The organism is Tritonibacter mobilis (assembly GCF_001681715.1).
GTDB classification, from domain to species: domain Bacteria; phylum Pseudomonadota; class Alphaproteobacteria; order Rhodobacterales; family Rhodobacteraceae; genus Epibacterium; species Epibacterium mobile.
In genome coordinates this window covers 183,698-204,047 of sequence record NZ_LNWY01000003.1, presented here as the reverse complement: position 1 = coordinate 204,047, position 20,350 = coordinate 183,698, and the positions used below count along the sequence as shown (strand labels likewise).

Sequence of the window (20,350 nt, the reverse complement as noted above, 5' to 3'; positions counted from 1 at the left end):
CTAGGGCGAAATCCACCCCCGCGTCGAGTTGGCCCTGTGGTCGCAAAGCGCAGCAGACGGAGCCTGAGACACGTGATCACAATCGCGCCGGAGATGCCGGAGGATTCTTGGGAGGTGGAAGCCCTCTATGACCTGTGCTTTGCGCCGGGACGGACGGCTTTGTCCTCTTATCGTCTGCGCGACAATGTCGCCCCGGTGCGTGCTCTCAGTCAGGTGGCACGCGACAGCGATGGCATTATGGCAGGCGCGATCCGGTTTTGGCCCGTTCATGTGGGTGACAGCGACGCGCTTTTGTTGGGGCCGGTGGCGGTTCACCCGACACGGCAAGGCGAGGGCATCGGTGCCTCATTGATCCGCGACAGCCTGTGGAAGGCGGAGCACAGCCATTGGCAGCGTGTGATCCTTGTGGGGGATGCCCCTTATTATCAGCGCTTTGGCTTTGTGCGGCTTGAGGGCGTGGAGATGCCACCGCCGACCAACCCCGAACGTATTCTGGGCCTGAACCTGAGCCCAAATGCATGGCAGGGGGTGCAGGGGCGTGTGACGCGCTGGAGCGGTGCGGCGCAGGGGTAACACTCACGGCCCGGATGCGATGTTCAGACCTTGAAACCATGGACGCGGCTCCTGATCTCTTATGGCAGGCGCAGCAGGGATGAGGTCAGACATGGGCGAACTGCCGGGTGAAATTCTGGAGAGCAGCGAGCGCAGCCTGACGGTGCGCGATGTCGAAGCAGAATTGGATGCGATTGCCGCTCGCTACCGGGCGGCGGGGCATTTTGGCATGCGGTTGTTGAATGCGCTGGGCGGTCAGGGAGAAGACCTGATGCGTCGTATGCCGAGGCCCGTGCGCAGCGCGATTGAGGGCGCGGTTTTGCAGGCGTTGCATCTCTCTGTTCGGGGGGCGGCGCTTAGCCGTCGCGTGCTACCCGATCAGCCAGCACAAACCAATCGCTGGGTCAGTACCACCATGGGCATGGTGGGGGGCGCGGCCGGGTTGCCGGGCGCATTGGTGGAATTGCCTGCAACAACGACCTTTTTGATGCGCAGCATTCAGGGCGTCGCGCAGGAATATGGTTTTGATCCCAATGCCAAAAGCGTGCGTTTTGATGCGGTCGAGGTTTTTGCCGCTGCGGGGCCTATGGCGCATGATGATGGGGCGGACACGGGGTTCCTGACCTTGCGACTGGGGCTGTCTGGCGCAGGATTGTCGCAATTGATCGCAGCCGTTGCCCCGCGCTTGGCAGTGGCGCTTGGCCCCAAGCTCGCCGCACAGATGGTGCCCGTTCTGGGGGCTGTGGCGGGCGGTAGCGTCAACTATGTCTACTCGGGCTATTATCAGGAAATGGCGCATGTGCATTTTGCGCTGCGTCGCCTCGCACTCGAGGCCGATACGCCCTATCCGCAGATGGTGGAACGCCTGCAACAGCGGCTTTTGAGCTGAGAGCGTATCCCGAACGACGCGGTATCGTGATCGTACCCGCCGACCGGCATCAAAACGCCCATAACCTTTGCTCCTCTGGATTGAACGGTGAAGAGGGGTAAAAGGAATGTTAACCATTTTTTCGCAATCTTGAGGCGCGTGTTATTTGGTTGGCCCGTGTTTGGGCCGCGATTTTAAAGAGTATAAAGGCAGGAGACCCATGTCAGAGGTCTTGGAAGCAGTCAGGCCGCAAGGCGAGCAGCAGGCCCTGCACCAGCAGGTCGGGGCACTGTGTTATCGGATCACCGCCAAGGGGCGGGTCAAAGTGTTGCTTGTCACATCTCGGCGGACACGGCGCTGGATCATCCCAAAAGGCTGGCCGATGGAGGGGAAATCAGCGGCCCAGGCGGCTGGTGTCGAGGCATGGGAAGAGGCGGGCGTCACAGGAGAGACGCTGGACATGCCAATCGGTCGGTTTACCTATGACAAGGTGCGCGAAGCCGCACCAAATTTGCGCTGTCGGGTGGATGTTTTTGCCCTGAAGGTGCACAAGCTCGCGGATCGTTTTCCCGAACGCGAAGACCGCTTGCGGGTGTGGATGTCGTTGAGCCGCGCAGCGAAACAAGTGGCCGAGCCAGAATTGGCGGCCTTGCTGCGTTCATTCTCGCCAAAGGGCCTGTAATGACGGGGCGGCTGGTTCCGGGCACGGCCACCCTTGCAAACCTCGCCCAGCCGTATTTAATCGTCGCCTCTGAGCACGAGACAAAAAATGATACGTTATGCACTGAAATGCGCTGAAGGACATGGCTTTGAAAGCTGGTTCCAATCGGCAGAGGCCTACGAGAAGCTTTTAGGCACAGGCATGGTTGCCTGTACCCATTGTGGATCCACCAAGGTGGAAAAGGCCCTGATGGCGCCCAGAGTGCGCCCCGGTCGCAAAGCGGCCGCTGCCCCCGCGTCAGAAACTTCACCTGACACTGTGCCAGCTGCACCGAAACAGGTCGCGCCGGCCCCGACATCGCTTTCGACACCATCGAATGAATTGGAAGCGGCGATTTCTGCGCTCAAAAAACAGGTCGAGGCGAACTCAGACTACGTCGGCAAGGATTTCGTGAAACAGGCGCGCGAGATGCATCTGGGTGATGCGCCCACGCGCTCGATCCATGGCGAGGCAAAGCCGGAAGAGGCAAAAGCGCTTCTCGAAGAAGGCGTGCCGGTTTTGCCCTTGCCCTTTGCGCCCACACGCAAGACCAACTAAGGCAGACCTATCTTGCGACTCGCTGGGACCGGTTGCGGATAGGAGCAGGCAGAGCAGACAGGAAGGAGACCGCCAATGCATGTGGTGGTGACAGGCAGCAGCCGCGGTATCGGACGCGAGCTGAAAGCACGGCTGACTGAGCGTGGAGACCGGGTGACCGGCACCTCGCGCGATCATTCCTCGGGTACGCGGCTTGATGTGAGTGATCCGGGCCAGCAAGCGCGCTTTGCGGCGCAGATCAAAGGCGATCCGGTTGATCTGCTGATCTGTAATGCAGGCGTCTACCTCGATAAATCCATGGCGCTGAAGGACTATACCGCTGAGGTTTGGGCGAAATCTCTGGCGGTGAATGTGACCGGTGTGTTCCTGACCGTGCAGGCGATGCTGCCAAACCTGAAACTCGCTGAGGCCCCGAAGATCGCGATTATCTCTTCGCAGATGGCCAGCCATGCCCGCGCGCCGGGGGGATCTTATGCCTATCGCGCCTCAAAGGCGGCAGCGCTCAATATCGGGCGCAACCTTGCAACCGACCTCAAACCCGAAGGTATCGCGGTTGGGATCTATCATCCCGGCTGGGTGCGCACCGATATGGGGGGGCAGGACGGCGATATCTCGGTGCAGGAATGCGCCTTGGGGCTGATCAATGAATTTGACGTCCTGTCGCTCGACACCACGGGGTGTTTCCATACTTGGGACGGTCAGGTCCACGCCTACTGAGGATGCGGTCATGCGGGGTCTTTGCGATCAAGGCAAAACCCGCTATGTGCGGGGCGAACCCCCTCTGATCCACCACCACCGGCCCAATGATCCGGGCCGGGAAACGGGATGACCGCATCATGACTGCCAGCAAACGCATCGTTCTTTCCAGTGATCACGCCGCCATCGAGCTGCGTCAAACCATCGCCAAACATATCGAGGCACGCGGCTATAGCGTGACCGACCTTGGCCCCACCACGCCGGAGAGCACCCATTACCCCAAACACGGTGAAGCTGCCGCGCGTCACGTGGCGGCAGGTGAAAGCGACTTGGGCATTTTGCTGTGCGGGACCGGGCAAGGCATCATGATGGCCGCCAACAAGGTCAAAGGCATCCGCTGCGGTGTCTGCTCTGATACATTCTCCGCCCAGATGATCCGCGCCCATAATGACGCCAATATGCTGTCGATCGGGGCGCGTGTCGTGGGCGAAGGGCTGGCGCTGGAAATCGTTGATGCTTTCCTCAACACTGAGTTTGAGGGCGGTCGTCACGGCACCCGTGTCGATATGATTTCCGCAATCGAAGGCTGATGACAGGTTCAGATCCGGGTCACGTACACATGTGATCCGGCCTTAAAACCCGGCCTTAAAACAAAGGCTCCCGAAGTGATCTTCGGGAGCCTTTTGATGTTCGGGGTGTGGGAGGTCTTAGTCCCAGCAGCTGACCAGCGTCGTAAGGCCGGTGGCCTCTTTTTGCAGTAGCGACAATGGCATCTCGCCAGTGGCGGAGGCTTCTGTCGCGGGCAGGCCGACGCCCGCTTTTTCAAGGGCCATACGGATCACCTCACCTTTGAGCGCAAACCGCACGCCTTCGGGCAATGTCGGACCATCGGTCACAACGGGCAACAGCATGCCATGCACCGTGCCGTCCTTGTCCAAAAGCGGACCACCGGCATCACCGGGCTGAGCGGCGAGTTCCAGACGGGCCAGATAGTCCTCACCCTGCAAGCCCTTGAGGTCACTGAGCGCGCCCCAAGTGAGGCTCGGCGCGCCGAGAACACCGCCGTAGGAGTAGCCAGAAACCGCAAGCGCGCTGCGCAGGCGCGGCGCGGTGGAGGCAAGCGGTGCGGTTGCCATTGGCGCAAGTGCTTCGGTCGGTTTCAGCACTGCAATGCCCGCCTCGCTATCGCTTAGCAGCACTTCGGCGGTTACGTCGCGATCCACGGTGATGCTGCCGCAGCTGTTCACCACATCTGCGGTGGTCACAACCACACCGTCGCCCGACACAAAGAAGCCCGAGCGCGACAGGCGCGGTTTGCGGATTTCCAGACCCGAGACCAGATCGATGGATTGTGCATCATCCATGCCTGCAGCCGGGTCGAGCACATTGTCCAGACGGGTAAAGCTCTCTTGCATGGCAGCCAGTACACGGGTGCGGCGCGCCTCATCCCCGGTGGGCCACACAAGGGTAAAGCCTTTGATCTCCCCATCAATCAGGCGTGCCTCTGCATACGTGACCACCTTGCTGTCGCGCCCTTCGAGGGTGAAGCGGTCGCCAGTGCGTTCGCGCGGACCTGCGAGCGGCATGATCGCCAGCGTCTGCATAATGTCATAAAGACCATAGAGCGTGCGGCGGTCGCCGGGCTGCGAAATCAGCAGCACACGCGCACCAAGATCGCCAGAGGACTCAAAATGCGCAAAAGGCGGCTCGTAGCGGCTGAACGCCACTTCGTTCAACGGCAGATCCAGCGAGATGCCTGCGGCTTCGTCGGTATATGACGCCATGCCGGTGGAAATCAGCGGTGCGTTATATTCATCCATAAGCGCTTTGCGTTGGCCGGTGGTCAAAACACCGGTCGCCTCATAGCCGCGTGCCACTTGCCAATCAGACATGGACGCGCGGGTGCCACGACCAAAAGCGCCATCGATGCCAGAGTTGTAAAACCCTGCCGCTTTCAGCGCGATTTGCAGGTCCATGCGCTCTTCGCGGGTGAGGGCGCGTTCGCTTTGGCGCGCCTGAGCCGGGGTTTCATCAGCCACTGCGACGTCTGGGGTGACGTCGGAAGCAGCATCCTCTGCGGGGGCGGCCTCAACCTCGGAATCCGCCAGCGGCACCGGGGCCGTTCCTTCCGACTCGACTCCTACAGGATAAAAGCGGGTGCGCAGGTTGCTTGTGAAGGTGATGAAACTGTCACGCGGGATCTGGCCCTCAGCGCGGTAGACACGCAGCACTTGTTCGGCGTCAGAGCGTGCATAGGGGCCGATGACGATGCCATACCAGCCCCCGCCAAGCGCATATCCTGACACATCGGGAAGGCGGGCGGCGAAATCACGTGCCTCTTCCTGCGCTTCGCTCAGCGACGGGCGGGCGGCGACCTGAATCCAGACGCCTCCGGCATTGGATTGCTGCGCCTGTGAGACGCCCGGAAGCGCCGCAAAGCACAGGATCAATGCCCACAACACCGAGGCAAATAGGTTCTTCATTGCTAATCCTCTGTACGAAGAAACGGATTTTGTTCGCCGCGCAGGTAACCATTTTGTGTCCCAAAAGGAAACGGCGAGAATCCGCACATCTGCGTGTTATATGCATCTGTTTCTCATCTTCGACACTTCGACGCGAATTTTCCCCCTGTCTGCGGTCTCGCCGGGGTTTGCAACGCACGGGGCCGTTGACCCCGCCGGGGGGCTTGCATAGGAAGACGGTCGAACATTGCACCGTCTGTGTGGGCTTCCGGTGGCTCTCATAAGGCGGGCGCGCCGATGCCCTAGAGGGGAAGAGACATGACCCAGACCACAGCCCCGCGTTCGTTTCAGGAGATCATCCTGCGTTTGCAGACCTATTGGGCCTCCAAGGGCTGCGCCATCCTGCAGCCCTACGATATGGAAGTGGGCGCGGGCACCTTTCACCCGGCAACCACGCTGCGCTCGCTTGGCTCCAACGCATGGGCCGCAGCCTACGTGCAGCCCTCGCGCCGCCCCACGGACGGGCGCTACGGTGAAAACCCGAACCGCTTGCAGCATTACTACCAGTATCAGGTGCTGATCAAACCCAGCCCGCCCGACCTGCAGGAGCTCTATCTCGGCTCGCTGGAGGCCATCGGCGTCGATATGGAGCTGCACGACATCCGCTTCGTCGAAGACGACTGGGAAAGCCCGACGCTTGGCGCCTGGGGGCTGGGCTGGGAAGTCTGGTGCGACGGTATGGAAGTCAGCCAGTTCACTTATTTCCAGCAGGTTGGCGGCCATGATTGCCACCCGGTCTCGGGCGAGCTGACCTACGGTCTGGAACGTCTGGCGATGTATATCCTCGGCATTGATCACGTGATGGATATGCCCTTCAACGATCCGCAGTCGCCACAACCGCTGAGCTATGGCGATATCTTCAAGCAGACCGAAGAAGAATACGCGCGCTGGAACTTTGACGTGGCCAATACCGAGGTGCTCTTGCGTCATTTCGAGGAGGCCGAGGCCGAATGTGCCGCGATCCTCGCCCAAGAGCATATGGACCCCAAAACCGGCAAGCGCATCATCATGGCGCATCCGGCCTATGACCAGTGCATCAAGGCTTCGCATATCTTTAACCTCTTGGATGCGCGCGGTGTGATCTCTGTGACCGAGCGTCAGGCCTACATCGGGCGCGTGCGCACGCTGGCTAAACAATGCGCCGATGCCTTTGTGTTGACCGAAGCGGGCGGGCATACCGGCGAGACAGCGGGCGAAACAGCGGCTTGAGCGGCGCAAGGGAGCATCTGATATGACCGGTAAAATCCTGTCGATCATTCTCATCGTCTCTGGCCTCGTGGCAGGGATCGCGATGTACTACCTGCAGGTCTACGGCTTTTATGACGATGTCGTTGAAAAACCCGGGCAGGATGTCGTGTTGTTGCCGATCGGAGGCGAAACGCCGGAACCCATCGCCTATGGAAACTTTCAGGCCATTGATGCCGATAGCTCTCCGATCCGCTATCGCGCCTGTTTCACCACGCCGCTGAAACCGGCGGAGGTGGCGCAGCTCTATCAACTGTCTGACGCGCGTGAGCCGCGTAATGCGCCAAACTGGTTTGATTGCTTTGACGCCAATACCATCGGGCAGGCATTGCATGACGGGCAGGCGACGGCGTTTATCTCTGAAAAGAACATCGAATTTGGTGTCGACCGTATCGTGGCCATCACTGAGGATGGCCGGGGTTACGTCTGGCACGAACTGAACAACTGTGGCGAAAAGGCCTATGACGGCACCATTGTGGGCGAGGAATGCCCCAAGCGGCCGCAAACCAACTGACGGGCGCAGGCGCGTCTGTTGCCACATCCCTTATTGCCGTGAACGCACGGCAGATCCGAACCGTTGAGGACTCGTAATGGCTGATCTTCTGATCGAACTTTTCTCCGAGGAAATCCCCGCCCGCATGCAGGCGCGCGCGGGCGAAGATTTGAAGAAGCGGATGACCGACGGTCTGGTCGAGGCGGGTCTGACCTATGCCGGCGCACATGCGCTGACCACGCCGCGCCGCCTGACACTGGCCATTGAGGGGCTCTTGGATCATTCCCCCACCGTGCGCGAAGAGCGCAAAGGCCCCAAAGTAGGCGCGCCCGACAAGGCGATTGAGGGCTTTTTGCGCGGTGCAGGTCTGAGCCGCGATCAGCTTGAGGAGCGCGACACCCCCAAGGGGGCGGTCTATTTTGCAATCATTGAGAAACCGGGGCGCCCGGCGGCAGAGATCATCGCCGAGGTGCTGGAAGACACCATTCGCAACTTCCCATGGCCCAAATCCATGCGCTGGGGTGCAGGGTCTTTGCGCTGGGTGCGGCCTCTGCATTCGATCCTGTGCGTGCTGACGCGCGAAGACGGCAGCGAGGTGGTGCCGCTGGATATCGACGGCATCACATCCGGCGATGCAACTTGGGGTCATCGCTTCATGGCCCCGGCGCGGATTTCTGTCACCAGCTTTGAGGATTACGCCGCCAAGCTGAAACGCGCCTTTGTGGTGCTCGACCCAAAGGAACGCGAGGCGGCGATCTGGCAAGATGCCACCAATCAGGCCTTTGCGTCGGGCCTTGAAGTGGTGGACGACAAGGGCCTTCTGGCTGAGGTTGCGGGGCTGGTGGAATGGCCGGTGGTCCTGATGGGCTCGATTGATGCGGAGTTCCTCGACCTGCCGCCGGAGGTGCTGCAAACCTCCATGAAGGAACATCAGAAGTTCTTCTCAGTAAAGAACCCCAAGACCGGGCGGATCGAGAAGTTCATCACCGTGGCCAACCGCGAAACCGCCGACAATGGTGCCACCATTCTGGCGGGCAACCAAAAGGTGCTGAGCGCGCGTCTGGCGGATGCGAAGTTCTTCTGGGAGAACGACCTGCGCATCGCGAAATCCGAAGTCGGCATGGAAGGCTGGCTGGAAAGCCTTGGCAATGTGACGTTCCACAACAAACTCGGAACCCAAGCCGCGCGCATCGACCGGATCGCGGCGCTGGCGCGCGAAATCGCCCCCGTTGTAGGCGCGGATGCGGATCTGGCGGAACAGGCGGCGAAGGTCGCCAAAGCGGACCTCAGCTCCGAGATGGTCTATGAGTTCCCCGAACTGCAAGGCCTGATGGGGCGCTATTACGCTCAGGCCGCCGGGCTGCCGCAAGAGGTCGCCAATGCCTGTCAGCTGCATTATTCGCCACTGGGCCCCAGCGATGAGGTGCCGACAGAGCCAGTCTCGGTCGCGGTGGCACTGGCCGACAAGATCGACACGCTCACCGGGTTCTGGGCGATTGATGAAAAGCCCACCGGGTCGAAAGACCCCTACGCGCTGCGCCGCGCGGCGTTGGGAGTGATCCGGCTGGTGCTGGAGAATGATGTGCGCGGCGGTTTGGAAGGTGTGCTTCAGATTGCGGCCAAGGTTCATGCAGAAAAGCTACCGTTTGAACTCTTTGTCGGTGCTAAACATCTTCCTAAAGAACGCTATATGAAAGCCGTTGCATCAGCCGAGAATGATGATGACCAGTTTAGCAAAGCTAAGAATATTTTCTTTTCGCAGGTTTTGCCCGACCTCCTCTCCTTCTTCCACGACCGCCTAAAGGTCTTCCTGCGCGATCAGGGTATTCGTCATGATGTGATCGACGCCTGTATTGCGATGGAGGGCAATGACGACCTGACGCTCTTGGTGAAACGGGCCCGCGCGCTGGAGGTGTTCATGTCGTCGGAGGATGGCGAGAACCTGCTGCAAGGGTTCAAGCGCGCCAACAACATCCTGTCGCAGGCCGAGGAAAAGGATGGGGTCGAATATTCCTACGGGGCCGACAAGAAATTCATCGAGGATGCGGCAGAGGCTGCCCTGTTTGATGCGCTTGCCGCAAACGAGGGAGCGATCTCCTCGGCCATCGAGGCCGAGGATTTCGCGGCCGCCATGGGCGGCATGGCCGCATTGCGCGCGCCGGTGGATGCCTTCTTTGAGGCGGTGCAGGTCAATTCCGACAATCAGGTGGTGCGCCGCAACCGGCTGAACCTGCTGAGCCAGATCCGCAAGGTCTGCGGTCAAGTGGCTGATCTGAGCCGCATCGAGGGCTGATCCTTCGCGTCAACTCGCGTGATCAAAGGCCCTCGCTATTTTTAGTGAGGGCCGTTTTTGTTGCAGCTTTGGCATGCTTTTCCTTGCGGGAGTGATTGCGCGCATTATGCTCGGGTTCAGGGAGGATCGCTGCATTGCAGAAACACACAGGGGACGAACCGATGGATACTACCCCGAAGGCCACTTTGATCACGGCCACCGCGCCGATTGCCAATCAGACACATGGCGGGCGGGCGAAATGTTTGCAGCGGCTGGTGCGGTTGAACCTGCCGGTGCCGCAGACTGTGGCGCTGTCCTTTGATGCGGTGCATGAGATCGCCGAAGGCTATATGGTCGACGTGCAGGCGATCCTTGCGGATCTGCGCCCCGATGCGCTGCTTTGTGTGCGCCCATCCTCGGAAGATCCCGACTGGGGTGGCCCCGGTGCGGTGCTGAACATTGGCATGAATGATGCGCGGTTCGTGGATCTGAGCGACACGCTTGGCGCGGATGCGGCGGCGGCGCTTTATTTGCGGTTTGTGCAGTCCTATGCGGTGCATGTGGCGCGGCTGGACCCGGATGTGTTTGAGGACGTCGAGGATGGCGGCCCCGATGCGCTGAGCGAGATGTTGCAGGCCTATGAGGCTGAGGCCGAAGAGCCGTTCCCCCAAGATCCCGGCGAACAGCTGGCGGCGGTGCTGAGGTCGATGGCGCGCGCGTGGGAGGGCACTTCGGCGCGGCTGTTGCGGGCGGCCAAGGGCGCGCCGGAGGATGCCGGGCTTGGGCTGGTGGTGCAGGAAATGGTGCCGGGGCTGGGGCAGGGCGAATGCGGCTCTGGCGTGCTGCAGCTTGTGAACTCTCAAACCGGGTTGCCGCAGATCACGGGCCGGTATCTGAGCCAAAGTCAGGGGCGGGACGCGCTGGGGGTCGATGCAGAATCGATCTATCTGGAGCAGGACGAACGCGGTCCTTCGCTTGAGGAGTTAGCGCCCGAAGCCTTTGCAGAGCTAAAGGCCCATGCGGCCCTGATGCGGGTGAAGCTGCGCGCGGAGATGCAGGTGGAGTTCGTGATCGAGAATGGCCGCGTGCATATTCTGGATGGGGTGCGGGTGACGCGCTCGGCTCAGGCTGCGGTGCGGATTGCAGTGCGGCTGGCCGAAGACGGGATTATCCCACCGGAAGAGGCGGTGATGCGGGTGGACGCGCATTCGCTCAATGAATTGCTGCACCGTCAGGTGGACCCGGACGCCAAACGCGATGTGATCGGCAGCGGGATCGCTGCAAGCCCCGGTGCTGCCACGGGGCGGCTGGTGTTCACCGCGACAGAGGCGCAGGCCAGCAAATCGCGCGGCGAGCCGTGCATTCTGGCGCGGCGTGAAACCTCGCCGGAGGATGTGCGTGGCATGCACGCAGCGGCTGGTGTTCTCACGGAAAAAGGCGGCATGACCAGCCATGCGGCGGTGATCGGGCGCGGGCTTGGGCTGCCTTGTATCGTGGGGGCCTCCAGCCTGAGATTTGATAGCCGACGCAAGCAGTTAACCGCGCCGGATGGGCGGGTTTTCAAATCCGGAGAGACGATCACCGTGGATGGAACCTCGGGTCAGGTTTTGGCGGGAGAGCCAAAAATGACCGAGGCGGCGGAAGACGATGCGCTTACGACTCTGATGGGGTGGGCCGATGCGGCGCGTGACATCGCGATCCGGGCCAATGCCGACACGCCTGCAGATGCGCAAACCGCACGCAATTTCAATGCGCAAGGGATTGGGCTCTGTCGGACAGAGCATATGTTCTTTGATCCCGGCCGTCTGACGGTGATGCGGGAGATGATCTTTGCCGAGACCTCTTCGGGCCGGGCCGCGGTGCTGGCGCGCCTGCTGCCGATGCAGCGGAAGGATTTCCGCGAGCTGTTTCGGATCATGGAAGGGATGCCGGTTTGCATTCGCCTGTTTGACCCACCTCTGCATGAGTTTTTGCCGACCACGACCGCGGGTCAGCGCGAGCTTTCCGAGGCTTTGGGCCTGCCAGTCAGCGATGTGACCCGCCGGGTGGAGGAAATGGGTGAGTATAACCCCATGCTGGGCCTGCGCGGTGTGCGTCTTGGGGTGACAGTGCCCGAGATCTACGACATGCAGGCGCGTGCGATTTTTGAGGCCACGCTGGAAGCCTCACGCGATGGGGCACCGGTGGTGCCGGAAATCATGATCCCGCTGGTGTCGGCCAAGCGTGAGGTGGAATTGGTGAAGGCCCGGATTGATGCGGTCGCCTCAGCAGTGAAGTCCGAGCGCGGGGCGGATTTCACCTATCGTCTGGGCGTCATGGTCGAAACCCCAAGAGCGGCGCTGCGCGCTGATGAGATTGCTGTTCACACTGCCTTCCTGAGCTTTGGCACCAACGATCTCACGCAGATGACCTATGGTCTGTCCCGGGATGATGCGGGGCGGTTCATGTCGGCCTATGTGCAGCAGGGTGTCTTTGCAGAAGACCCGTTCCACGTGCTCGATGTGGATGGAGTAGGGGAGCTGTTACAACTCGGTGTGCAGCGGGGACGGATGGCAAAGCCTGAAATCACCCTGTCGATCTGTGGTGAGCACGGCGGCAACCCCGAATCAATCGCGTTTTGCCGCGAGGCGGGCTTTGATTATGTGTCCTGCTCCCCCTTTCGAGTGCCCGTTGCACGGCTCGCGGCGGCGCAATTGGCGATCGCCGATAAAACCGGCCGAATAGCGCCGACATACATAAAAAATTAACGAATTCAGGGTTCTTCGGCGGCAAAAGAGACATCGCCGCATCGATGTAAGCCTTGGAGCATAACGGGTATACGTCCGCTTGGGTGGACGTTTTGATACATTTCCGTTACCCGAAGCCGTCGCTTGCGGTCGGAATGCCGCTGCAGGCAGTTGGACCGGGGGTACCCTGAATGAAACGGAATCTGATGTGTGTCGCAGTGATCGCGGCAACACTATGCGGTAGCATTGCCTCTGCAGACATGGGGCTGGATGCGCTTTTCAAACAGGAGCAGTCGACGCTTCAGGCCGCGCCAAAGGAGCGTATGCTACGCTTTTTGGGTGGAAAACGCCAAAGCCGAACCAAAGAAGTCACGCAGGTCGAGTACACGCGGGCCTTCTTAGACAGCCGACCCGAAGCGTCCGGCGGCAGTGAATTTGCGTGCCTTGCCGAAGCGCTGTACTTTGAGGCGCGGGGCGAGACCGTCAAAGGTCAGTTTGCGGTCGCTGAGGTGATCCGCAATCGGGTCAAGAGTTCACAATTCCCCAATACGTTCTGTGGCGTGATCAATCAGGGCACAGGTCGCAAATATCAGTGCCAGTTCACCTATACCTGTGATGGTCAAAAGGAAGTGATCCGCGAGCCACGCGCGTTTGAACGTGTCGCCAAGGTGGCGCGGCTGATCCTAGACGGGGTGAACCCGAAACTCACGCAGGGTGCCACCTACTATCACACCACAGCGGTAAAGCCGCGTTGGTCGCGGAAGTTTACCAAGACCGCGCGTATTGGCGTGCATCTTTTCTACCGTGACGAGCGTTTCCGCACGGCGGCAAAATAAGCGACGCGATTTTCCCTGCCAGAGATCGCCAGACGCCGCTTTCCGGCTCTGGCACGGCGGGTCTGAGCCTGTTATTTGGCCTGAACGGACCTAAGACTGTGACTCCTGACACAGCCTCCTTCCTGTTCTAAGCCAGCCGAGGGCCACACCATGAGTTCCGATATCCACCTCGCCTTCGCGCATCCCTCAGAGCGGTCCGCCGCAACGGCACGTCCCGGTCCGCTGGATCGGATTTCCCTGCGCGATCATATCGTCGAGGTTGAGATCGGTGCATTTCAGCAAGAGCGCGGCACCACGCAGCGGGTCTGTTTCAATGTGGTGGTAGAGATTGCGCCGCTGCCTGCGGATCTGGACGACGACGTCGATCGCATCCTGTCCTATGACAAGGTGACAGAGGCTATTGCCCATGAGCTTGCCCGCGAACGTCTGGCGCTGTTGGAAACCCTTGCCGAGCGGGTTGCGGAACGTATCCTGTGGGAGCCGCAGGCGGTGCGCGCTTTCGTGCGTATCGAAAAACTGGACCGAGGTCCCGGCAAACTCGGCGTGGAGATCGTGCGTTCCTCGGATCAGGTGTCGCATGAGACTGAAGAGGACATCAAACCACACCCTCGGCTGATGTTCCTGTCCAATACCGCAATCGACAGTGACAATCTGACCGGCTGGATCGATCAGATGGAATGCCGCGAACGGCCGCTGATCCTCTGTGTGGGGGCGCATGAGCTGGCGTTGCCGCAAACCGGGCATAAATGGACCCAGCGCCGTATTGATTTGCTGGCAATTGAGCAAAATGCATGGCGCTTGGCCGCCAGAGATGAACGCTGCAAAGTGGTGGAAACACGCACTGAGCTCGACTGGGCGATGAAGAATGGCCAGATTTGCGTCTGGGCGCCGTCCAAAATTGTATTGGATGCGGTCGAGGGGCCAAGCGAGCCGCCGTCGAATGCGGTTGCACTTGCGGCGTGGTTCGCTTCTACTTTCGAAGCAGAAGAAATGATCGTGATCGGCGCAGAGCTCCCGGACAACCCCGGCGTGCCCCTGCGCGCCCATGCTGAGGAGCAACATACCCTGTGAGTTACTACCGCCCCCTGGTTCGTCATGGAGATGCGCGCCCCGAGGGCGCTATTCATCTTGCCGGCAGCGCGCTTTGGTTCACTGAGGTCGAAGTTTTAGATCGTTTGGCCCCGCCCCGTATCGTGCCGGCGGGTCTATTGCCAGAAGAGATCCGGTTCCGTCTGATGAGCCGCCGCGCCGCAATTGCCGGGCTCGATATGACCCATCCGCATATCATGGGCATTCTCAACGTCACTCCGGACAGTTTTTCTGACGGCGGTCAGCATGACGAGCTGACCTCGGCGCGCGACGCGGCTTTGCAGATGGTATCAGACGGGGCCTCGATTATTGATGTGGGGGGCGAAAGCACCCGCCCCGGTGCGGCTGAGGTCGAAGAACTGGAAGAGATCACCCGCACCGCGCCAGTGATCGCCGCGATCCGCGAGGCAAGTGAAGTGCCAATCTCCATCGATACGCGCAAAGCGACCGTGGGGATGGAGGCATTGGAGGCGGGCGCGTCGCTGATCAATGACGTGTCGGGCTTTACCTTTGATGCCGCGTTGGCACCGCTGGCGGCACAGGCTGGGGTGCCGGTCTGCGTGATGCATGCACAAGGAGATCCGCAAACCATGCAGGAAAACCCGCATTACGAGAATGTGGTGCTCGACGTCTATGATTTCCTTGCAGCACAGGTGGACCAACTGGAGGCCATTGGTGTTTTGCGTGAACAGATCGTCATTGATCCGGGCATCGGGTTTGGCAAGAGCGAGGCGCATAACCTGGCGCTACTGCGCAATTTGAGCCTGTTTCACGGTATTGGCTGTCCGATCCTTCTGGGGGTCTCGCGCAAGGGATTCATTGGCGCGATTGGCAAAGAACCGCAAGCTGCACGGCGTGCGCCGGGTTCTATTGCCGTAGGCCTTGCGGGATTTGCCCAAGGCGTGCAATTGCTACGGGTGCATGATGTGGCGGAAACGGCGCAGGCCCTGCGCCTGTGGCAAGCCACGAGATAACGAGATTACGGCAGCTGTTGGACCCTCCGGCGGTGCGCCGGACAGAGGAGCAGCTTTGATGCGCAAACTCTTTGGAACCGATGGGGTGCGTGGCAAGGCCAATCTGCATCCCATGACTGCCGAGATGGCGCTGCGTATTGGAGCAGCTGTCGGTCGGTATTTTCGCCGTGAAACAGATACCGTGCACCGGGTGGTGATCGGTAAGGACACACGGCTGTCAGGCTATATGTTTGAAAACGCGCTGACGGCGGGGCTGACCTCGACGGGGATGAACGTGCTGCTCCTGGGGCCGGTGCCAACGCCTGCGGTGGGGCTGATGACGCGTTCGATGCGGGCAGATCTGGGTGTGATGATTTCTGCCAGCCACAATCCGGCCGAAGACAATGGCATCAAATTCTTTGGCCCCGATGGCTACAAACTCTCCGATGAGGTGGAACTGGAGCTGGAAGCGCTGATTGAGGCGGGGGTTGAGCCTGCACAGTCCCACAATATCGGGCGCGCAAAACGGATTGATGATGCCCGTTTTCGCTATGGCGAGCGGGTAAAGAGCTCTCTGCCACGCGATATGCGTCTGGACGGGTTGAAGGTGGTGATCGATTGCGCCAATGGCGCGGCCCATCGGGCTGCACCGGAAATCCTGTGGGAACTGGGCGCGGATGTGATCCCGGTAGGTGTGTCACCGGACGGCAAGAACATCAACCGTGGCTGCGGCTCTACCAAGCCCGCTGTCGCCGCAGAAACCGTGGTGGCGCATGGTGCCCATGTGGGGATCTGCCTTGATGGCGATGCGGACCGGGTGGTGGTGATCGACGAGACCGGCACCGTTGCGGATGGCGATCAGCTGATGGCGCTTCTGGCGTCCGCATGGGCTGAGGACGGGCGGCTGAGCGGCGGTGCGCTGGTGGCAACGGTGATGTCCAACCTCGGTCTGGAACGGTTCCTGAATGATCGCGGCATCGGGCTCGAGCGCACGGGGGTCGGTGACCGCTATGTGGTGGAGCGAATGCGGCAGGGTGGCTTTAACCTCGGTGGTGAGCAATCCGGCCACATCGTGATGAGCGACTATGCCACAACCGGCGACGGGCTGATGGCGGGGCTGCATTTCCTTGCTGAGATGGTGCGCCGGGAGCAGAAAGCCTCTGAGTTGGCACAGCAGTTTGAACCGGTGCCCCAGCTGTTGAAAAACGTACGTTTTGAGGCGGGGCAGGTACCGTTAGAGGTGGATGCGGTGCAGGATGCGATTGCGCAGGCGGAAGGGCAGCTCAATGGGCATGGGCGTCTCTTGATCCGAAAATCCGGCACCGAGCCGCTGATCCGAGTGATGGCAGAGAGTGAGGATCCAGACCTCCTGAACCGCGCGGTGGATGATGTGGTCGCTGCTGTGGAGGCGGCGACGAGTTGAGGTTTTTCCGCCCGGGTGTCCGGGCGGACCCGCGCGCCGAGCCTTTGGCTCGGCGCGCGAGAGGGGGCGCTGCCCCCTCGGGCGAAGCCCTCACCCCCGGGATATTTTTGAAAAACTGAATAAGTGGGGGTTTTGCCTTAGTGCCTGAGCCTCAGGTCCAGCCAAACAGACGTTTTAATGCGCCGTATTGGCTGAGTGCTACTCCTGCGAGGATCAGGGCCAAGGCCCACAACAGCGTACCCGGCAGGGCTTCGCTGAGGAACACCGCACCAAAGAACACGGCGCAGACAGGGACCAGATAATTGGTGAGGCTCATGAAGGTCGGCCCTGCACCGCGAATGACCAAGACGCGCAACAGGTTTGCTCCGGCGGTTGGGATCAGACCTAAAATTGCCAACCACATCCAGGTTTCTGACGAGATGACGGGTGGCGGGCCTTCGACCATCCATGCGGCGGGGATGATGCCAAGGGTGCCGATCAAGAGCAGCACTGCGGCAAGGCCAACGGAGTCGACCTCTGGCAAGCGGCGCATGGAGATGGATGACACCGCGTAGCAGGCGGCAGCGGTCAGGCAGGTAAGGCGGCCGGCCCATTCCAGATCGGAGCCGTTGCTTTCAAAAGCTTGTCCACCGATCAGCAGGGCGACCCCGAAAAAGCCGATGACCACACCGATCAGGCGGCGCAGGGTCAGAGGTTCTGAGGCGAAGAAATGCGCCAGCGGCAGAACCATCAGCGGGATGGCCGACATGCTGACACCGGCAAAACCGGAGGTCACATGCTGCAAGCCCCAGCTGATCAGGATGAACGGCAGCGTGGAGCTAAGAACGCCAATGAAGACAACAATCCACCAGTTTGGGCGTTCTTTAAACAGTTGAAAACCGCGCAGGCCCCAGACCGCGGTCAGCAACAGCGCCGCAAATCCGATCCGCCCGGACGCGAGCCAAAACGGGGTGATCCCGCGCAGTGCCAGTTCGACCACCATGAATGTCCCGCCCCAAGTGAGACCTAAGGCGGCCACCATGGCCCAGTAACGGGGGGCGATTTCCGGCATGATTTTCTCCTGACAATGGGCGCTGGCTGAACTCGGGTGCCGTGCGGGCAGATGACCTCTGGTGCGAGGAAAGGCCAATGAGGCATGCTTCGTTCCAGAGCGAAGTGTGTCACACCGTGAAAAAGGCGCCCCGGTGTCCCGAGGCGCCCTGCAGAGGTCCGGGCTGCGGAGCCTTAGCTCCGCAAACGGGGTCCTTAGTTTTTGGACTTGTCGACCATCTTGCCAGCAGAGATCCAAGGCATCATTTCACGCAGTTTGGCACCGGTGGCCTCGATCGCGTGCTCGTCGTTGGCACGACGGGATGCTTTGATGGTCGGCTGACCCACTGCGTTTTCCAGCATGAAGTCGCGCACGAATTTACCCTGCTGAATGTCGGCGAGGACTTCTTTCATGCGGGCTTTGGTTTCGTCGTACTTCAGGATGCGCGGGCCGGTGACATACTGGCCGTACTCGGCGGTGTTGGAGATGGAGTAATCCATGTTCGCAATGCCGCCTTCGTAGATCAGGTCGACGATCAGCTTCACTTCGTGCAGGCACTCGAAATAGGCCATTTCTGGCGCGTAGCCTGCCTCGACGAGGGTTTCAAACCCGCAACGGATCAGTTCAACCAGACCGCCGCAGAGAACGGCTTGTTCGCCGAACAGGTCGGTTTCGCATTCTTCACGGAAGTTGGTCTCGATGATGCCGGAGCGACCGCCACCGATGGCGGAGCAGTATGACAGCGCAGTTTCCAGCGCGGAGCCGGATGCGTCATTGTGAACAGCCACAAGGCAGGGCACGCCGCCGCCTTTGGTGTATTCGCCGCGCACGGTGTGGCCGGGGCCTTTAGGCGCCATCATGATGACGTCGACGCCTTCTTTGGGCTCAATCAGGCCAAAATGCACGTTCAGGCCGTGGGCGAATGCGATCGCTGCGCCCGGCTTGATGTTGTCGTGCACGTATTTCTTGTAGGTTTCGGCCTGAAGTTCGTCGGGCATGGTGAACATGATGACGTCACACCAGGCCGCCGCTTCGGCGATGCCCATCACGGCCAGGCCTTCGGCTTCGGCTTTCTTGGCAGAAGGGGAGCCTTCGCGCAGCGCGATGACAAGGTTCTTTGCGCCGGAATCACGCAGGTTCAGCGCATGCGCGTGACCTTGCGAGCCATAGCCGAGGATGGCGACTTTCTTTTCTTTGATGAGGTTCACGTCGCAGTCGCGGTCGTAGTACACACGCATCGGATCAATCCTTTGACCTGAGTTTCTATCTGTCAGCGAGCATAGGCGGCAGGGCAGGGGATGCGAGTGCGATTGGTGTATGAATTCACCAATTTTCACGGTATCTATTCGCGAAAATGTGAATTAGCGTAGCAATCATGCTTGATGATCTCGACAGGCGCATATTGCGCAACCTTCAGGAGGACCCGACCCAATCGCTGCCGGATCTGGCAGACCGGCTGGGACTCACCGCCTCGCGCCTGTCACGCAGGCTGGAGAAGTTACGTGAGGGCGGTGTCGTAAAGGGCACGCGGGCGGTCATCGACTGGCAGGCCTTGGGCTACGCGGTCGAGGTCTCACTGCGGGTGACACTTGATAAGACCAACCCACGCGCTTTTGATGAATTCATCCCCGCCGCGCGTGAAATCCCGGAGGTGCTGGAGATCCAGACCTTCCTCGGGCAGGTTGATGTGCGCCTCAGCGTGATTGCGCGCGATATGGCCCATTATCAGGCGCTGTATCGGGACCGTATTCTGCAACTGCCAAACATCACCGATATTGAGGCGCTGATGCATGTGGCGCGGATCACCACACGGACGGCGCTGCCGCTATGACGGAATTGGATGAAATTGATCTGGCGCTCCTGCGGGCCCTGTCGGAGGACGCAACCCAGACCGCAGGCGCACTTGGCCGCGCGCTTGGCCTCAGCCAGCCCGCCACATGGCGACGGATCAAGCGGCTGGAGGAGGCAGGGATTTTGTCGCATCGGGTGCTGGATCTTGATCTGGAGAAACTGGGGTTCGGTGTCACCGTTTTTGTCGGCGTCAAACTGGCCACCAAAGGGCGTGTCAGCCTTGATGACTTTGAACGCGCGGTCTCGGCCATCCCAGAGGTACAGACGGTAGAGCATGTACTGGGGTTTTATGATTATCGCCTGCGGGTGGTTGCCCGCGACATTGCCGATTTCGAACGCGTCCTGCGGCGGCGGATCATGACATTGCCGGGGGCGGGCAATGTGGACGCCAATGTGCTCTTGTCCGAAGAACGCCGCCCCGGCCCCTTGGGCTGATGCGCATTTAACGGCTTTTGCGACAAGAGCTGTAGCCACGTGGCGCTTGAGCCAGAGGGGCGGCTCTGCCATGACAGAGATAACCGGCCCCAGCCGACCCT

19 protein-coding genes are annotated in these 20,350 nt (G+C 60.5%); 16 read left to right on the top strand and 3 right to left on the bottom strand.

Annotated elements, in window-relative coordinates:
• The first annotated feature begins 72 nt into the window (after positions 1 to 72).
• The 6 genes from UB90_RS02490 to rpiB all read left to right on the top strand — a co-directional run bounded on the left by UB90_RS02490 (position 73) and on the right by rpiB (position 3,964).
• Positions 73 to 573, top strand: coding sequence for a GNAT family N-acetyltransferase (locus tag UB90_RS02490; protein WP_065324753.1), 501 nt, complete (start codon positions 73 to 75; stop codon positions 571 to 573).
• A 91-nt stretch (positions 574 to 664) separates the two neighbouring features.
• Positions 665 to 1,441, top strand: a complete 777-nt coding sequence (locus UB90_RS02485; protein WP_005626211.1) for an EcsC family protein — start codon at positions 665 to 667, stop codon at positions 1,439 to 1,441.
• Positions 1,442 to 1,640: 199 nt separating this feature from the next.
• Positions 1,641 to 2,102, top strand: a complete 462-nt coding sequence (locus tag UB90_RS02480; protein ID WP_065324752.1) for an NUDIX hydrolase — start codon at positions 1,641 to 1,643, stop codon at positions 2,100 to 2,102.
• A gap of 87 nt (positions 2,103 to 2,189) precedes the next feature.
• Positions 2,190 to 2,678: a DUF1178 family protein gene (locus UB90_RS02475; RefSeq protein WP_065324751.1), complete on the top strand. Its 489-nt coding sequence runs from the start codon at positions 2,190 to 2,192 to the stop codon at positions 2,676 to 2,678.
• A gap of 75 nt (positions 2,679 to 2,753) precedes the next feature.
• The gene (locus UB90_RS02470; protein ID WP_065324750.1) at positions 2,754 to 3,395 is read left to right on the top strand and encodes an SDR family NAD(P)-dependent oxidoreductase; all 642 of its coding nucleotides are present in this window, start codon (positions 2,754 to 2,756) and stop codon (positions 3,393 to 3,395) included.
• A gap of 119 nt (positions 3,396 to 3,514) precedes the next feature.
• Positions 3,515 to 3,964: a ribose 5-phosphate isomerase B gene (gene rpiB / locus UB90_RS02465; protein WP_065322336.1), complete on the top strand. Its 450-nt coding sequence runs from the start codon at positions 3,515 to 3,517 to the stop codon at positions 3,962 to 3,964.
• 117 nt (positions 3,965 to 4,081) lie between these two features.
• Here the strand turns inward: rpiB and UB90_RS02460 are convergent, their stop codons facing one another.
• Positions 4,082 to 5,857, bottom strand: coding sequence for a trypsin-like peptidase domain-containing protein (locus tag UB90_RS02460; RefSeq protein WP_065324749.1), 1,776 nt, complete (start codon positions 5,855 to 5,857; stop codon positions 4,082 to 4,084).
• Positions 5,858 to 6,154: 297 nt separating this feature from the next.
• On the opposite strand from UB90_RS02460, the gene UB90_RS02455 reads away from it, so the two are divergent.
• The 8 genes from UB90_RS02455 (at position 6,155) to glmM (ending at position 16,933) form a co-directional block, all read left to right on the top strand.
• Positions 6,155 to 7,105 carry a glycine--tRNA ligase subunit alpha gene (locus UB90_RS02455; RefSeq protein ID WP_005626192.1) on the top strand — a complete coding sequence of 317 codons (951 nt, stop codon included), beginning with the start codon at positions 6,155 to 6,157 and terminating at the stop codon, positions 7,103 to 7,105.
• Positions 7,106 to 7,127: 22 nt separating this feature from the next.
• Positions 7,128 to 7,655, top strand: coding sequence for a DUF6446 family protein (locus tag UB90_RS02450; protein WP_065324748.1), 528 nt, complete (start codon positions 7,128 to 7,130; stop codon positions 7,653 to 7,655).
• Between the two features lie 76 nt (positions 7,656 to 7,731).
• Positions 7,732 to 9,927 carry a glycine--tRNA ligase subunit beta gene (glyS, locus tag UB90_RS02445; RefSeq protein WP_065324747.1) on the top strand — a complete coding sequence of 732 codons (2,196 nt, stop codon included), beginning with the start codon at positions 7,732 to 7,734 and terminating at the stop codon, positions 9,925 to 9,927.
• 161 nt (positions 9,928 to 10,088) lie between these two features.
• On the top strand, positions 10,089 to 12,653 hold the full coding sequence (locus UB90_RS02440) for a putative PEP-binding protein (protein ID WP_009176933.1): 2,565 nt from the start codon (positions 10,089 to 10,091) through the stop codon (positions 12,651 to 12,653).
• 170 nt (positions 12,654 to 12,823) lie between these two features.
• A complete protein-coding gene (locus UB90_RS02435) occupies positions 12,824 to 13,468 on the top strand; it encodes a cell wall hydrolase (protein WP_005659184.1) in 645 nt (214 codons plus the stop codon).
• A gap of 150 nt (positions 13,469 to 13,618) precedes the next feature.
• On the top strand, positions 13,619 to 14,539 hold the full coding sequence (locus tag UB90_RS02430; protein WP_009177114.1) for a dihydroneopterin aldolase: 921 nt from the start codon (positions 13,619 to 13,621) through the stop codon (positions 14,537 to 14,539).
• The gene (folP, locus tag UB90_RS02425; protein ID WP_065324746.1) at positions 14,536 to 15,531 is read left to right on the top strand and encodes a dihydropteroate synthase; all 996 of its coding nucleotides are present in this window, start codon (positions 14,536 to 14,538) and stop codon (positions 15,529 to 15,531) included. Before UB90_RS02430 ends, folP begins: the two co-directional genes overlap by 4 nt.
• 58 nt (positions 15,532 to 15,589) lie before the next feature.
• Positions 15,590 to 16,933, top strand: a complete 1,344-nt coding sequence (glmM, locus tag UB90_RS02420; RefSeq protein WP_065317467.1) for a phosphoglucosamine mutase — start codon at positions 15,590 to 15,592, stop codon at positions 16,931 to 16,933.
• Between the two features lie 151 nt (positions 16,934 to 17,084).
• Here the strand turns inward: glmM and UB90_RS02415 are convergent, their stop codons facing one another.
• Positions 17,085 to 17,984 (bottom strand): DMT family transporter, encoded by a 900-nt coding sequence (locus tag UB90_RS02415; RefSeq protein WP_065324745.1) that lies wholly within the window; start codon positions 17,982 to 17,984, stop codon positions 17,085 to 17,087.
• A 194-nt stretch (positions 17,985 to 18,178) separates the two neighbouring features.
• Positions 18,179 to 19,201 (bottom strand): ketol-acid reductoisomerase, encoded by a 1,023-nt coding sequence (ilvC, locus tag UB90_RS02410; protein ID WP_009176207.1) that lies wholly within the window; start codon positions 19,199 to 19,201, stop codon positions 18,179 to 18,181.
• 137 nt (positions 19,202 to 19,338) lie between these two features.
• Here ilvC and UB90_RS02405 point away from each other — a divergent pair, with 137 nt between their 5' ends.
• Both UB90_RS02405 and UB90_RS02400 read left to right on the top strand, forming a co-directional pair.
• A complete protein-coding gene (locus UB90_RS02405; protein ID WP_009176894.1) occupies positions 19,339 to 19,794 on the top strand; it encodes an Lrp/AsnC family transcriptional regulator in 456 nt (151 codons plus the stop codon).
• Positions 19,791 to 20,249 carry an Lrp/AsnC family transcriptional regulator gene (locus UB90_RS02400; RefSeq protein WP_009176804.1) on the top strand — a complete coding sequence of 153 codons (459 nt, stop codon included), beginning with the start codon at positions 19,791 to 19,793 and terminating at the stop codon, positions 20,247 to 20,249. The genes UB90_RS02405 and UB90_RS02400 overlap by 4 nt, the downstream gene beginning before the upstream one ends.
• The last annotated feature ends 101 nt before the right edge of the window (positions 20,250 to 20,350 follow it).

Bases quoted from the DNA above. Each gene is read 5' to 3' on its own strand.
- UB90_RS02485 (WP_005626211.1), top strand. From the start codon at position 665: ATGGGCGAACTGCCGGGTGAAATTCTGGAGAGCAGCGAGCGCAGCCTG.
- UB90_RS02480 (WP_065324752.1), top strand. From the start codon at position 1,641: ATGTCAGAGGTCTTGGAAGCAGTCAGGCCGCAAGGCGAGCAGCAGGCC.
- UB90_RS02475 (WP_065324751.1), top strand. From the start codon at position 2,190: ATGATACGTTATGCACTGAAATGCGCTGAAGGACATGGCTTTGAAAGC.
- UB90_RS02470 (WP_065324750.1), top strand. From the start codon at position 2,754: ATGCATGTGGTGGTGACAGGCAGCAGCCGCGGTATCGGACGCGAGCTG.
- rpiB (WP_065322336.1), top strand. From the start codon at position 3,515: ATGACTGCCAGCAAACGCATCGTTCTTTCCAGTGATCACGCCGCCATC.
- UB90_RS02460 (WP_065324749.1), bottom strand. From the start codon at position 5,857: ATGAAGAACCTATTTGCCTCGGTGTTGTGGGCATTGATCCTGTGCTTT.
- UB90_RS02455 (WP_005626192.1), top strand. From the start codon at position 6,155: ATGACCCAGACCACAGCCCCGCGTTCGTTTCAGGAGATCATCCTGCGT.
- UB90_RS02450 (WP_065324748.1), top strand. From the start codon at position 7,128: ATGACCGGTAAAATCCTGTCGATCATTCTCATCGTCTCTGGCCTCGTG.
- glyS (WP_065324747.1), top strand. From the start codon at position 7,732: ATGGCTGATCTTCTGATCGAACTTTTCTCCGAGGAAATCCCCGCCCGC.
- UB90_RS02440 (WP_009176933.1), top strand. From the start codon at position 10,089: ATGGATACTACCCCGAAGGCCACTTTGATCACGGCCACCGCGCCGATT.
- UB90_RS02435 (WP_005659184.1), top strand. From the start codon at position 12,824: ATGAAACGGAATCTGATGTGTGTCGCAGTGATCGCGGCAACACTATGC.
- UB90_RS02430 (WP_009177114.1), top strand. From the start codon at position 13,619: ATGAGTTCCGATATCCACCTCGCCTTCGCGCATCCCTCAGAGCGGTCC.
- glmM (WP_065317467.1), top strand. From the start codon at position 15,590: ATGCGCAAACTCTTTGGAACCGATGGGGTGCGTGGCAAGGCCAATCTG.
- UB90_RS02415 (WP_065324745.1), bottom strand. From the start codon at position 17,984: ATGCCGGAAATCGCCCCCCGTTACTGGGCCATGGTGGCCGCCTTAGGT.
- ilvC (WP_009176207.1), bottom strand. From the start codon at position 19,201: ATGCGTGTGTACTACGACCGCGACTGCGACGTGAACCTCATCAAAGAA.
- UB90_RS02405 (WP_009176894.1), top strand. From the start codon at position 19,339: ATGCTTGATGATCTCGACAGGCGCATATTGCGCAACCTTCAGGAGGAC.
- UB90_RS02400 (WP_009176804.1), top strand. From the start codon at position 19,791: ATGACGGAATTGGATGAAATTGATCTGGCGCTCCTGCGGGCCCTGTCG.